This is a genomic window from Oceaniglobus trochenteri (genome assembly GCF_020529025.1).
Lineage (GTDB): Bacteria > Pseudomonadota > Alphaproteobacteria > Rhodobacterales > Rhodobacteraceae > Oceaniglobus > Oceaniglobus trochenteri.
The window spans coordinates 194,482-208,748 of record NZ_JACNMM010000005.1 but is presented as its reverse complement, the minus strand read 5'-3'; the positions used below and the strand labels follow the sequence as shown (position 1 = coordinate 208,748).

General features: G+C 66.4%; 7 protein-coding genes. 3 read left to right on the top strand and 4 right to left on the bottom strand.

Annotated elements, in window-relative coordinates; all coding sequences use genetic code 11:
* Position 1 precedes the first annotated feature (1 nt).
* Positions 2 to 6,391 carry a type I polyketide synthase gene (locus tag H7828_RS10400; protein ID WP_226780958.1) on the bottom strand — a complete coding sequence of 2,130 codons (6,390 nt, stop codon included), beginning with the start codon at positions 6,389 to 6,391 and terminating at the stop codon, positions 2 to 4.
* Positions 6,392 to 6,618: 227 nt separating this feature from the next.
* A complete protein-coding gene (locus tag H7828_RS10395) occupies positions 6,619 to 8,067 on the bottom strand; it encodes a hypothetical protein (protein ID WP_226780957.1) in 1,449 nt (482 codons plus the stop codon).
* 205 nt (positions 8,068 to 8,272) lie between these two features.
* Between H7828_RS10395 and H7828_RS10390 the strand changes: the two genes are divergently transcribed.
* Positions 8,273 to 8,986: a WecB/TagA/CpsF family glycosyltransferase gene (locus tag H7828_RS10390; protein WP_226780956.1), complete on the top strand. Its 714-nt coding sequence runs from the start codon at positions 8,273 to 8,275 to the stop codon at positions 8,984 to 8,986.
* A gap of 5 nt (positions 8,987 to 8,991) precedes the next feature.
* Here H7828_RS10390 and H7828_RS10385 read toward each other — a convergent pair whose 3' ends face one another.
* The gene (locus H7828_RS10385; protein WP_226780955.1) at positions 8,992 to 9,933 is read right to left on the bottom strand and encodes a glycosyltransferase family 2 protein; all 942 of its coding nucleotides are present in this window, start codon (positions 9,931 to 9,933) and stop codon (positions 8,992 to 8,994) included.
* Entirely contained in the window at positions 9,930 to 10,943 is a 1,014-nt protein-coding gene (locus H7828_RS10380) for a glycosyltransferase family 2 protein (protein ID WP_226780954.1), read from the bottom strand. Before H7828_RS10380 ends, H7828_RS10385 begins: the two co-directional genes overlap by 4 nt.
* A 223-nt stretch (positions 10,944 to 11,166) precedes the next feature.
* On the opposite strand from H7828_RS10380, the gene glpD reads away from it, so the two are divergent.
* Both glpD and glpK read left to right on the top strand, forming a co-directional pair.
* Positions 11,167 to 12,780: a glycerol-3-phosphate dehydrogenase gene (glpD, locus tag H7828_RS10375; RefSeq protein ID WP_226780953.1), complete on the top strand. Its 1,614-nt coding sequence runs from the start codon at positions 11,167 to 11,169 to the stop codon at positions 12,778 to 12,780.
* Entirely contained in the window at positions 12,777 to 14,261 is a 1,485-nt protein-coding gene (gene glpK, locus H7828_RS10370) for a glycerol kinase GlpK (RefSeq protein WP_226780952.1), read from the top strand. The genes glpD and glpK overlap by 4 nt, the downstream gene beginning before the upstream one ends.
* The last annotated feature ends 6 nt before the right edge of the window (positions 14,262 to 14,267 follow it).

Here is a 14,267-nt window from a genome sequence, read left to right as displayed (position 1 = left end):
GTCACTCGGCCGCTTCGGCGCGGGGGCGTTGGGCGCCCGTGGCGCGCGCGCCCTGGCGCCGCGCACGTTCGGCGGTTCGGATCACCTGTTTCAGGCGGGCCGCCAGAACGCCGACGTTGGGGACAAGGACCATGGAATCGTGATCGCCCGGCACCTCGATCACCTCGATCTGCGGGGCGGTGGCCGTCCAGTCGTTGTCGGCAAAGACATATTCGCGCGCGGCACTGACCCAGTTGCCTTCCGACACCTTCCAGTGGCGGTCAAGCGGCGGTCGGAACAGGGTCAGCGGGCCATCCCAGGGGCGCAGGTCATAGGATCCGACCGCGCCGCGGAAGGCCGCCTCGATCTTGGCGTTGTCGAAGGCGTTGTCGCTGGCGGCGGCTTCGGGCGCGCGGCGTTTTTCCAGTTCCCATGCGATGCGGTTCCTGGCCCATTCCCCAAGGTATTTCACGCCCTTGCGCCGGATTTCGTGGCTCTTGATGATTGCCTTGTCCTTGCGGCTGAGCGCGGGGCGCACCGGCAGCGGCGTGTCGAGAAGGGCCAGGACCGACACCGCCTCGCCCATGTTGCGCAACTGCTGGGCCATTTCATAGGCGGTGATGCCGCCACCGGAAAACCCGCCCAGAAGATAGGGGCCCTGCGGCTGAACCTGGCGCATCTCTGCGATATAGGCCGCTGCCGCCTCGGGGATGGTGCGGTGGGGTTCGGCGTCGCCCACAAGGCCGCGCGCCTGAAGCCCGTAAACCGGCCTGTCCTGGCCCAGCGACAGACCCAGGTGGCGCAGGTTCATCACGTTGCCGAACATGCCGGCGACGATGAACATCGGGGATTTCGGCCCGCCGCTGCCCTGGTGGAGGGCGACGAGGTGGTCGAAGGTGGGGCCGCCCGGGGCGCTGCTGCCGGCATCGCCCGCCGATCCGGTCACATGGCCGACGCGCGCCGCGATCAGGTCGGCGCAGGCGGCGATTGTCGGCGCCTCGAACAGGGTCGAGATGGGGAATTGCACGCCATAGGCCTTGTTGATCTGGGCAAAGAGGCGCACCGCGATCAGCGAGTGCCCGCCAAGATCGAAGAAGCTGTCCTCGACCCCCACCTGCGCGATGCCCAGAAGCCCCTGCCAGAATCCGGCCAGGGTTTCCTCGATCGCGTTGCGGGGGGCGACGAAATCACCGTCAAGCTGCGGTCGCTCGAAGGTCTGGCCCTCGGCGCCGGCATCGCGGCGGGGTTCATCGGCGCGGGCGATCAGGGCGGGCAGGTCTAGGGGCGTCAGCGTGATCTGCGGCAGGCCCGTGGCCAGCGCCCGGCGCAGCGCCTCGGGCCCCTCGTCAGGGCGGATGCCAAGGGCGACAAGCTGCGCCAGCCGCTCTTCCTCGGGCGAGCGGGGGCGCGTATCGCCATCGGCAAAGACCACCTCGGAGGCGGGAACCGGCCCGCCCTTGGCAAAGGCGCCGGATTGCACCTCTTTCATGGCGAAATCAAAGACTTCGATCAGGATGTTGCCGTCGCGGTCGGTGATGGTGACATCGAAACTGGCATAGCCGTCCTGCGGTGTGCCGGGGGCAAGGCGCATCCAGCTGACAATCTCGGCGGGCAGCGGCGCAAAGACCCGGACCGTGCCATAGGACAGCGGCACCCAGAGGTTTTGCGAAGAATAGCCCGGCGCAAGCGCGATGGCCCAGCCCGTGGCCAGATCCATCAGGCCGGGATGCACCTTCCACCCGTCCGCCAGATCAGAGCAAAAGGCCTGGGGAAGCGCCAAGTGCGCCAGCCCTTCGTCCGTGCCGAAAGCCATCTTTTCAATGACGTTCCAGCGGGGGCCAAAGGCAAGCTGCGCCTCTTGCGGGGAATGGCGGCTGTCGTCCTGGCGGGGGCAGCGCGCGGCGATCTCGGACAGGTCAAGGCGCCCGGCATCGCCCGGAAGCGGCAGAAGCGTGGCCTGCGCGTTCAACTGGTGGCCGAACCGGCCATCGACCGTCACGCCGCCGCGGATTTCCAGCGTCGTGCCATCGTCGCCCGGCGCCATGCGCACCAGCAGTTCGCGGCCCTTCTCGCCCACGTCGAGGGCGCTGAAGAAGGTCAGGTCGTGCAGTTCGAAGGCGGGGCTTTCCTCTTGCGCGGCAAGGGCCTCTGCCGCGATCTCGATATAGCCGGTGCCGGGCAGAAGGGCATCGCCCGCCTTGGTGCGGTGTTCATCCAGCACCCAATCGCGGCTGGTGGAAAGATCGGACAGGAACACGCGGTTGCCCGCACTGTCGAACCCCGCCCGACGCAAGAGCGGCTGATCGGTGTCGGTGAATTCGGGGGGAGTGGTGTCTTGCGCCGTCGCCTCGGCCGCCATCCCCACGTCGGCCCAGACGCCCCAGTTGATGGAAACGACGCGGGTTTTCCCACCGCGACGCGACTTGGCGAAGGCGTTGAGGTATTCGTTCGCCGCGACGTAATCGACCTGACCGGCCGCGCGGATCGCGGTCGAGGAGGACGAGAACAAGACCAGCAGATCAAGCGCGCCATCCGCAAACAGCGTGTCAATCACCCGCAAGCCGTTGATCTTGGGCGCAAAGACGGATTCGACCTCGAAACGCGATTTCGACAGAAGCGGGCCATCGTCGATGGCGCCGGCGGCATGGATCACACCGTCGATCCTGCCGAAACGTTCGGTGGCCGCGTCCATGGCGCGGCGCATCTGGTCCACGTCGCAGACATCGCCCTGGCAGACCATGACCTGCCCGCCCGCCTCTTCAAGGCGGCGCAGCGCGGTGATGGCGCGGGCGGTCTTGTCGGTGGGGCTGTGGGTGCGCAGGTGCTTGTCCCAATCGTCGCGCTCGGGCATCGCGCTGCGGCTGAGCAGCACGATATTGGCCCCGTGTCGCGCAATCAGATCCTGCGCCAGGGTCAGGGCGATTCCGCCGAAGCCGCCGGTGATCAGGTAGGTGGCCCCATCGCGCCAGGGCGCGGTTTCGGGCGCGGGCAACGTCACGGGCCGGGGGACAAGGGCGAAACGCCTGTCGCCGCACCAGGCGGCGGTGGTGTTTTCGGGCGGCGACAACAGATCCTGCAACAGGCGTTCGGCCAGTTCGGCGGGGTCGGCGCGGCGGGGCGTGTCGATGTCGACCCAGGCGCAGGTGACGCCCGGCAGTTCCTTGGGGATCACGCCAAGCGGGCCAGACACCATCGCCTTTTCGGGATAGGGCAGCGTATCGTCTTCGACCTGCGCCGCGCCATTGGTGAGACAGGTCAGGTGCACCTGCGGCAGATCGTGATCGGCCAGGGCCTGGGCGAGAAACAGCAGCGAATAGAAGCCGTGTTCCTGGTTGCGGTCAAAGAAACTGCTGCCGGGGCGGAAGCTTTCCTTCCCGGTCAGAAGCCAGGCATGGGCGATGCGGTCCGGCAGGGCATCGCGCGCAGCCAGATCGGCCAGCAGGCTGTCATAGCCTTCGCGCCCACGCTCGGGCGCCAGGGTGTAATCGTCGCCGTCAAGCCGTGCGAAGGTATCGCCCGACCGGACGGCCACCACCCGGTGGCCCGCGCCGCGCAGCCGCGCAATCAATGCATCCGCAATGCCCATGGCATCCTGAAAAACGATCCAGTTGCAAGGGGTTGCGATGGCCTCTTCAACGTCTTCGTCAAGTCCGGGCAGGCGCGGGCGCCAGACCGGTTTCCACCCCCATTCCGACAGGTCGTCATGCCGTTTGGGCAGTGCAACCTGTTCGGCGGCAATGGTTTTTCCCGGTTCGATGAAATAGCGCGCGCGTTGGAAGGGATAGGTGGGCAGAACCACGCGGTTGCGCCGCGCCTCGCCCCAGATCTGGGGCCAGTCGGCCTCGTACCCCGTGGCCCAGAGGCGGCCGATGACCTGCAGGAAATAGGCATCGTCGGCCATCTCCTGATCGGGGTGGCGCAGCGAAGACAGCACCTGATTGGGCGTCACGCTGGCGCACATCTGGGCCAGCGACGACAGCGCCTTGCCCGGCCCGACCTCAAGGTAGACGCGGCGGGGGTTTTCGCCCAGATGCGCGATGCCATCGGCAAACAGCACGGTATTGCGCAACTGCCCGACCCAGTAATCGGGATCGGTGGCCTGTTCGCCGGTCAGGGGCAGGCCCGTGCGGTTCGAGATCACCGGCATTGAGGGCGGCGCAAGTTCGAGACCGGCGAGGAATTCGCGATAGCGCGGCAGGATCGGGTCGAGCATCCGCGAATGGGCGGCAATGTCGATGGCGATCCGCTGGCATTCCACCTCGCGCGCCTTCAACGCGCCTTCCAGCCGGTCAAGCGCCGCCTGCGGCCCCGACACGGCGGTCAGCGCGGGGCCATTCACGCTGGCAATGTCCAGGTCATCGTCCAGAAGCGGTTCAACCTCGGACAGGGGCAGGGCAATCGACAGCATGCCGCCCGGCGCGACGGTATCGAACAGCCGGCCACGCAGCAGCACCAAGTCAATGCAATCCTCGAAACGCATCACCCCGGCCAGGCAGGCGGCTGTGTTTTCGCCCATGGAATGGCCGATCATCGCCCTGGGCTTCACGCCCCACGACAGCCAGAGCTGCGCCAGCGCATATTCGACGATCATGATCAGCGGCAGTTGAACCGAGGGCTTTTGCAGGGTTTTCGCCGCGGCGTCGCGGTCTTCGGGTTCGGGCAGCCAAAGCGCGCGAATGTCGTAGTCAAGCTGGGGCTGGAGGTGATCCAGCCCCCGGTCCATCCATTCGGCGAAGACCGGTTCGGTTTCGTAGAGATCGCGCGCCATGTCTGGGTATTGCGCGCCGCCGCCCGGAAACATGAAGGCGATGTCGGGGGTATCGGCCACCTTGTCGTGGGTGAATACCCGGCGCGGATCACCCGATTCCAGCAGTGCGATTGCCTCGTCGTGGGTTTCGGCCACCAGGGTGCGGCGCTTTTCGAAGGCGCGGCGCCCGGTTTTCAGGGTATGGGCGATATCGGCCAGGTCCTGATCGGGGTTGGCGCGCAGGTGGGCGGCAAGATTGGCCGACTGTTCGTCAAGCGCGGCCCTGGAGCGGGCTGAGAGCGTGAGGATCTGGAAGGGAAAATCGGGTTCCTGCGAGGGGGCACGGGCGGGCGCCTCTTCGATGATCGCATGGGCATTGGTGCCGCCGACCCCCAGGGCATTGATCGCCGCGCGGCGCGGACCGGTGGTGTTTTCCCAAGGCAGAAGGCGATCGGCCACGCGGAAGGGCGAGGCGTCGAAATCGATGGCGGGGTTGGGTTTTTCATAGCCCAGCGAGGGCGGAATCTCGGCGTGGTGCAGGCCAAGGGTGGCCTTGATCAGCCCGGCCACCCCGGCGGCGGTGTCGAGGTGGCCGATATTCGTCTTCACGCTGCCGATGCGGGCAAAGCCGGTCTTGGCGGTGTGCTGGCGCCAGGCCTCGGTCAGAGCCGTTACCTCGATCGGGTCGCCCAGGTAGGTGCCGGTGCCGTGGCATTCGACATAGCCGATGGTTTCGGGGTTCACCTGCGCGGTCTGCAAGGCCTGGGCTATCGCGGCGGCCTGGCCATCGACCGAGGGCGCAAGGTATCCGGCCTTGGCGGCGCCGTCGTTGTTCACGGCGGTGCCCTTGATGACGGCCCAGACATGATCGCCGTCGCGCAGCGCGTCCGAAAGGCGACGCAGCGCCACGGTGCCAGCGCCGCTGCCAAAGACGGTGCCCTGGGCGCGGTGGTCGAAGGCATGGCAATGGCCGTCGGGCGACAGGATTTCGTTTTCCTTGAACTCGTATCCCCGGGCGTGGGGCAGCTCGATGGTGACGCCACCGGCCAGCGCCATGTCGCATTCGCCGTCGTTCAGCGCCTTGCAGGCATAATGCACCGCGACAAGCGAGGTGGAGCAGGCGGTCTGCAGGTTGATGCTGGGCCCGTTCAGGTCAAAGATATGGGACACGCGGGTCGACAGGAAATCCTTGTCGTTGCCGGTGTGGCGCAGCAGGAACATGCCGGTGTCGTCCACCAGATCGGGGTTCGAGCAGATGTTGAAATAGAAATAGCTGCCCATGCCGCAACCGGCGTAGACCCCGACCCGACCCTTCAGCGACTCGGGCGTGTGGCCGGCGCTTTCCATCGCTTCCCAGGCCGTTTCCAGAAACTTGCGGTGCTGCGGGTCTAGGATTGCCGCCTCTTTCGGGGAAAAGCCGAAGAAATCGGCATCGAAACAGTCGAAATCCTCCAGAACGGCGGCGGCGAGCACATAGTTCTTGCGCTGGATGTTGGCGGCGGATTCGCCGTTGGCCAGCAACTCCTCTTCCGACAGGTGGCGGATGGATTCGATGCCGTTGCGCAGGTTCTGCCAGTAGGCGGCGGGCGATGCGGCCCCCGGAACCGTCAGCGCCATGCCGACAATGGCGATGTCTTCGCCCTTGTTCGTGTTCGCCTTGCTCATCTCTGGCCCCCTTCGGCCCGGTCGTCCTGTTGTATCTTGTGCAGCGTCGCAAATGATTGGCGCGCATGGTTCAGAAACAGTTGCATTGCGGAAATATCGCCTGCCCGAACCGCTCAAGGTTCAGGATTTAGCAACGGAAGTGGGCAATTTTAAGGAGTTGCCCGGCAATTTCGGCCATCTGTCGGGGCAAGGATAACGCCGGAGGGGGGGCGCGGGCAAGATGGCGCCTAAAGGACTGTACGCCTTTCGTCGCGCGCAGGCTCCATCGCCGTGCCATCGGGGAACAGCACCCGTCGCGGCACGGCGGCGCGGGCCTTTTCCAGGTGGCCCAGAATGGCACCGGCCATCATCCAGGTGAAGGGGATCAGCGTCGCGTTCAGCAGCATGTCGATCATCGTGATGGCCAGCATCAGCACCAGCGGCACGACATAGGGCGACACCTGCGCGCCGCGCCGGCCGCGCATCTGCCAACCGGTCAGGAAGACGGGCAGGGCCAGCAGGCCGAATTCGGCGATATAGCCCGCCCAGCCATAGACCCCGAAGACGATGATCCAGCGGCCATCGGGAATCGACAAGATTTCGCCGGATTCGCTGTGGCGCACCAGGCTGCGCCCCCAGCCGCCCCAGCCGAACAGCGGCTTTTCGGCGGCGCGGTCCAGCAGAAGTTCCTCGTTGCTGAAGCGATAGCCGAGGGATTGCGCACGCTCGGCGCTGATGTTCTCGGCCTGGGCGAGGATGGCATCCAGCGGCACGAGATGACCGTTGCGCAGCATCGGATAGGTCACCGCGACGACGGCAAACAGGATCGCCACGCGCACCTGGGTCTTGCCCGAGGTGAACAGGACAAGCGGCGTCAGCACGATGCCATAAACCAGCGACCCGAGGCTTTTGCACAGCACCAGCAGGACCGCCAGCCAGACGACGATGACGATGTTGCGCGTCCGCTGCTCGGGCGGGGCCAGCCGGAACAGCGCCGCCGCAGAGATAAGCGCGGTGACGACGAAGAAGGCCAGCCACAGCCCATGGGGCAGGAAGACGATGGGCCGGAAGCCGCCGTTGCGCACCATCTGTTCCCAGCTGTGCTGGAAGAACCCGTAGATCCAGATGTTGAGCTGGGGGGAAAACCGGATCTCGAACAGCGAGGGCAGCGAATAGATCAGCCCGCCCACCACCAGCGCGATCAGCATTTCGCGCATTCCGGTTTCGCTGGCCAGGAACTGGCGCGCCATGAGGAAGGGCAGCAGCGTCAGCATCTGCGTGATCAGCACCGACAGGGTATCGCGCAGCGTCAGGCCGGGCAGCGCCCAGGTGAGGTACTGGATCGGTTCGGAGTTCTGCAGCACCTGAAAGGCGATGGGATCGCCGTTGGTCAGCACCGTGGGGATCGTGCCCAGCAGAAACAACAGCACCAGTATGCGCGCCGGAAGGAACCGTGGCAGAAGGGCAAAGCGCTGCTTCAGCGACAGCACAAGGATCAGCGCCGCCGAAAGCGCGGGCAGGGTGGTCTTGTCCATCGCGGGGACGAGGGGCAGGTTGAACTCGGTCAGGGGCGGCAAGAGAAGATAGCCACCCAGGATGCTCCAGATCAGGGCACGTTCCAGCGACATGCGCCGGAACATCGCCAGGCAGGCAAAGGGCCAGAGGGCCAGGACAAGATATGCGATGGCGTTGGGCATCGTCTCAGCCGCCCCGCGTCGGGTTGGGTTGTGATCGGGCAACACTGAACCGACGGTCGCGCATTGTCGATGCCATATCTGTTTGCGCGGGCAGGGCGGTGTTGCAAGATGGGGCTGCTGCTGTGGCACCGCTGCCGGGTGCCGACGAACCGACTGGGGACATTCTGTGGATTTTACGTTCGGTCGCCGACGGGTGACGATCAACATGCCCACGCGCGATCATCTCTTCGCGGCCATCCGCGACCGGTTTGCCGGGGGGCAGGGGTTTGCGCTGGCCACCATCAACCTTGACCATATCGTGAAGATGCGCCGCTCGGGCGATTTCCTTGATGCCTATTGCCGCCAGGACATGGTGGTCGCCGATGGCAACCCCATCGTCTGGCTGTCGCGGCTGGCGGGCGATCCGGTGGACCTGATCCCGGGAAGCGAACTTGTGGTGCCGCTGTGCGAACTGGCCCGCGATTGCGGCGTGTCCGTGGCCCTTGTGGGCAGCACGCAGGATGCGCTTGAGAGGGCGGGGCGGGCCTTGGGGGAACAGGTGCCGGGCGTCGATATTGTGCTGCGCCACGCGCCCTCGGGGGTGTTCGATCCCGGCGGCTCGGAAGCGGGGGCCATCCTGGCCGAGCTGAACGCCAGCGGCGCGGGCCTGTGTTTCCTGGCGCTGGGCGCCCCCAAGCAGGAGGCCTTTGCCGCTCGCGGCCGGCGCGATGCACCGACGGTGGGGTTTGCCTCGATCGGGGCGGGGCTGGATTTCCTGGCCGGCCGGCAGGTGCGCGCGCCGCGCTGGGTGCGGGCCATCGCCATGGAATGGCTGTGGCGCACAGTGCAAAGCCCGGCGCGGATGCTGCCGCGCTATGCCGCCTGTTTCGCGGTGCTGCCCGGGCAGGTCTTTGCCGCCTTGCGCAAGAGGGTCGGTTAGCCGGGTCATTTGTATTCCACGATCCCGGCGCGCCGCCCGCGCAGCCGGTTCAGATGGAAGGTCAGCGCGCCCTGTGCCTCGGGCAGTTTGCCCAGGACGTTGAAGACGGCCGGAACCACGCCCATGCGCGGCATCAGGCGCACCATCTGCACCGGCAGGAACAACAGCAGTCCCAGCATCCAGGGATAGACCAGCGCCCCGATCACCGCGAGCGCAGGCAGCCCGGCGCCCCAGAACAGCGCGCGCCGGTGTTCGCGCACCCAGTGGCGGTCGGGCGGGGCGCCATGCAGGGCCGCACCCTCGGCAAAGGCGTGGCCCGCGCGCCGGCTGCGCCGCCACCATTGCGAAAACCGGGTGATGGCGGCGTCGTGCCATGTCATCTCGGCATCCAGCCGCTGCACGCCCCATCCCGCCCGCCGCAGCCGCAGGCAGAGTTCCGGTTCTTCCCCCGCGATCAGGCCATCGCGGTATCCGCCCACCGCGCGCAGGGCCGACAGCCGCATCATGGCATCGCCGCCGCAGGCCTGGGCCGGGCCGACGGGGGTGTCCCATTCGGCATCGCAAAGCGCATTGTAGACCGAGGCTTCGGGGTGGCGTTCGCGCCGCCGCCCGCAGGCAACGGCCACATCGGGGTGCTTTTCCAGATAGGCGCGGGCGGTGGCAAGCCAGCCGTCGCGCAGCACACAATCGCCGTCCAGCAGCTGCACCAACGGCGTCTGGTCGGGGTCAAGCCGCGCCAGCCCGGCGTTGCGGGCGCGGGCGGCGGTAAAGGGCCGGTCCATGTTCAACGCCAGCACCTCGGCCCCCCGGGCGCGGGCGGCTTGGACGCTGCCGTCGGTTGACCCGGAATCGACATAGACGATGCGCGCGACCTGTCCCTGCAAGGCATCAAGGCAGGCGATCAGCCGCGCCCCTTCGTTGCGCCCGATGACGACAGCGGCGATCATGGCGCCCGGCCCACGAGAAAGCCCGCGTCTCGCAGCATCCCTTCGCCGGTATAGCGTTGCGCCGTGGGCCCCATCAGCGACAGGGCCGGATCGCCTTGCATCCGCGACAGGCGCAACCGGTCTTCGCCATGGGGGATCGCGCCGCTTTCCACCGAGCGGGCGTCACGGGCGGCGGGATGATTGGCGAACTTGTAATGCCGGATCACGCCGGTAACGTCACTGCACCGCACATGGGCCGAACAATGGGGATGCACCGCGGGCATGACCCCCGGCGACAGGTGCACCAGGGGGTGCTTGGTAAGACAGCAGTCTTCCCCGAACACCCGGTTGCGCAGCCCGCCAAACAGGATCTTCACCTCGGGCGGGGCGGTGTTATGGTTCAGCCACCAGGAAAAGCCGATGGCCGGGTCGTGGTAGTCGCGGGTGGTGACATGGCCCAGGTCGCAATGATCGAACCGCTGCAATACCTGGTCATAGGGCAGTGTGGCCATGTCACGCAGGGGGGCATCGGCGAACATCTCAAGCATCTGCGCCACAAGGGCGCTGTGGTCGCCCTGACGCAACCGGCGGGCCAGGTCGGGCAGGGGCAGATTGCCGGGCGGGTCGAACATTTCGTCCATGTCGACGAAAAGGCACCAGTGGCCCATGGAATAGCGACGGGCGGCGATGGCGCGAAAGTCGTTCTCGTAATCCCCCCAGGGCAGGGTCGATTGCAGGACGGCGCAGCCGGGTTCATCCTTCAGGCGGGCGAGGGTGGCATCCTGCGATCCGTTGTCGAAAAACACGAAATGCCGCGCGCCGATGGCCCGGTGGTGGCGCAGGAATTCATCGAGATAGAACATCCCGTCGCGCACGAGGGCAACAACCACCACATCGTCAGGGCCCAGGTCAAACCGCGCCGGCCCCTGGACATGGCGCACTCCACGCCACAGGCGCAGACGCCGCTCAAGGCGGGTCAGCCTGGCAAGCAGCCTGTCGCGGATCGCGCGCCGTTGCGCCGTTTCGGCCATGCCTTCTCCTTCTGTCGCCGAGGCCCGGTCTATGCCGGGGCTGTGGCAATCTTATGGCGTCTTTCTTTCCGAGGGAAACCGGTGTTGCAAAGGGCGCGCGTGGGCGGGGGTTGCACATCCCGGCCTTCGCCTTACCATCGCCTGCAACCTGCCCCGCGCATCTGGCGGGGCCAAGATATCAAAGCGGCCTGCCCCGGGGGCAGAGCCCGGGAAAGGCAGTGCGATGAGCGAGGCAAGCGAGGCACCCTTCGATCTTTTCGTGATCGGTGGTGGCATCAACGGAACGGGAATCGCCCGCGATGCCCAGGGGCGGGGGCTGAGCGTCGCGCTGGCCGAGATGCACGACCTGGCCAGCGCCACGTCAAGCGCCAGCACCAAGCTGTTTCACGGCGGGTTGCGGTATCTTGAATTCTTCGAGGTGGGCCTGGTGCGCAAGGCCCTGATCGAACGCGAGACCCTGCTGAGCGCCATGCCCCATATCTCGTGGCCCATGCGCTTTGTCCTGCCCTATTCGCCGGACATGCGGTTTGAAGGCGAAACGCCGACAAGCCGACTTCTGAATGTCTTCATGCCCTGGATGAAGGGGCGGCGGCCAGCCTGGCTTATCCGGTTCGGGTTGTTCCTTTATGACAACCTGGGCGGGCGCAAATACCTGCCCGGCACCAGGACACTGGACCTGACAACGGCGCCCGAGGGGGCCGCGCTGGATGACCGGTTTGCCAAGGCCTATGAATATTCGGACTGCTGGGTCGAGGACGCGCGCCTTGTCGCGTTGAACGCCCGCGATGCCGAAGAACGTGGCGCCCGGATCATGGTCCGCACCAGGGTTGTTTCGGCCGAGCGGGGGGAGGGCCTGTGGCACGTCACCGTCGAAACGCCCGAGGGGGCACAGGCGGTTCACCGTGCCCGGGCGCTGGTGAATGCAGGGGGACCCTGGGTCGAGAATATCGTCCGCCACGCCGTTGGCATGAACACCTCGGAAGGGGTGCGCCTGGTGCGTGGCAGCCATATCGTGACGCGCCGCCTGTTCGACCACGACAAGGCCTATTTCTTCCAGGGCGAGGACGGGCGTATCATCTTCGCGATCCCCTATGAAACCGACTTCACGCTGATCGGGACCACCGACAAGGACCACGGCGGCGATCCCGCCAGGCCCGCGAAATGCACCCAGGAAGAGGAAAATTACCTTCTGGCCTTCGCGTCGAGCTATTTCAGGAAGCCGGTCACGCGAGATGACGTGGTCTGGACCTATTCGGGGGTGCGCCCGCTGTACGATGACGGCGCGAAATCGGCCACGGCGGCAACGCGCGACTATGTCCTCAGCCTTGATGCCGGCCCCGCCACCGATGGCGGCATGGGCAGCGAACCGCCGCTGCTGAGCGTTTTCGGCGGCAAGATCACCACCTATCGCAAGCTGGCCGAACAGGCCTTTTCCCGCCTGCACCCCTTCTTTCCCGCCGCCGGGGGTGACTGGACGGCGGGGGTGGCGCTGCCGGGGGGCGATTTTCCGGTGGATGGGGTCAAGGCGCTGACCGAACGTCTAAAGGCGGACCACCCATTCCTTGACGCCTATTGGGCCGGTCGCCTGATCCGCGCCTATGGCACCGAGGCGGCGCAGATGCTGAACGGCGCCACCGCGGCGTCGGACCTGGGGCAGAATTTTGGCGCCACCCTTTCGGCGCGCGAGGTCGATTGGCTGATGACGCGCGAATATGCCCGCACCGCCGAGGACGTGGTCTGGCGGCGCAGCAAGCTGGGCCTGCGCATGAGTGAAGACGAAATCGCCGCCCTCGACGAATACATGACGGGGCGCACCACGAAGGGAGAGACGCAATGACCCATATTCTGGCCATCGACCAGGGCACCACATCCAGCCGCGCGATCCTGTTCGACGGCGACATGAAGATCGCCGGTGTGGCGCAGGAAGAGTTCGAGCAGCATTATCCCGCCTCGGGCTGGGTCGAACATGACGTATCGGACCTGTGGTCAAGCGTCGCGGCCACCTGCCGCGCGGTGATCGAGAAAACCGGCGTCGATGCGCGCGACATCGCGGCCATCGGCATCACCAACCAGCGCGAAACCGTGGTGGTCTGGGACAAGGAGACAGGTCAGCCGATTCACAAGGCCATCGTCTGGCAGGACCGCCGCACCTCGGAGATCTGCCAGAAGCTGAAGGCCGATGGCCACGAGGAGATGGTGACGGCGCGCACGGGGCTGCTGCTTGACCCGTATTTCTCGGGGACCAAGCTGAAGTGGCTGCTGGAAAATGTCGATGGCGCACGGCAGAAGGCGCAGGAGGGCAAGCTGTTGTTCGGCACCGTCGATTGCTTCCTGATCTGGAAGCTGACCGGCGGGGCCAGCCATGTGACCGACGCCACCAATGCCGCGCGCACCCTGCTTTACGACATCCGCAAGGGGCGCTGGTCGTCGACCATCTGCGATCTGCTGGGCATCCCCATGGAGATGCTGCCCGAGGTCAAGGATTGCGCCGCCGATTTCGGCATGACGCGCCCCGATCTTTTCGGGCGCGAGATTCCGATTTTGGGCGTTGCGGGCGATCAGCAGGCGGCGACTGTGGGGCAGGCCTGTTTCGAACCCGGCATGTTCAAATCTACCTACGGCACGGGGTGTTTTGCTCTGCTGAATACCGGCGACACCCCCGTGGACAGCAAGAACCGCCTGCTGACCACCATCGCCTATCAGTTCGACGGCAAGCCGACCTATGCCCTCGAGGGGTCGATCTTCGTGGCGGGCGCCGTGGTGCAATGGCTGCGTGACGGGCTGAAGATCATCCGCGAGGCGAAAGAGACCCAGCCCCTGGCCGAAAGCGCCGATCCGGGGCAGGGGGTGATCCTGGTGCCCGCCTTCGTGGGGCTGGGCGCGCCCTATTGGAACGCCGAGTGCCGGGGGGCGATCTTCGGCCTGACCCGCAATTCGGGGCCGGCGGAGTTTGCCCGCGCCGCGCTGGAAGCCGTCGGCTACCAGACCCGCGATCTGCTGGAGGCGATGCAGGCCGACTGGGAAGCCCCGGGCGGCGCAACCCTGCGGGTCGACGGCGGGATGAGCGCGTCGGACTGGGCGATGCAGTTCCTCTCCGACATCATCGGTGCCCCGGTCGATCGCCCGGCGGTTCTGGAAACCACCGCGCTGGGCGCTGCCTGGCTGGCCGGAATGCGCGCGGGCGTCTATCCCGACCAAGCCGGTTTCGCCAAAAGCTGGGCCCTGGAACGCCAGTTCGAACCCGCGATGGACGACAGCCACCGCGCCGCGAAATACGACGCCTGGAAGAAGGCGGTGCAGGCCACGCTTTCGGTCTAGGGGGGG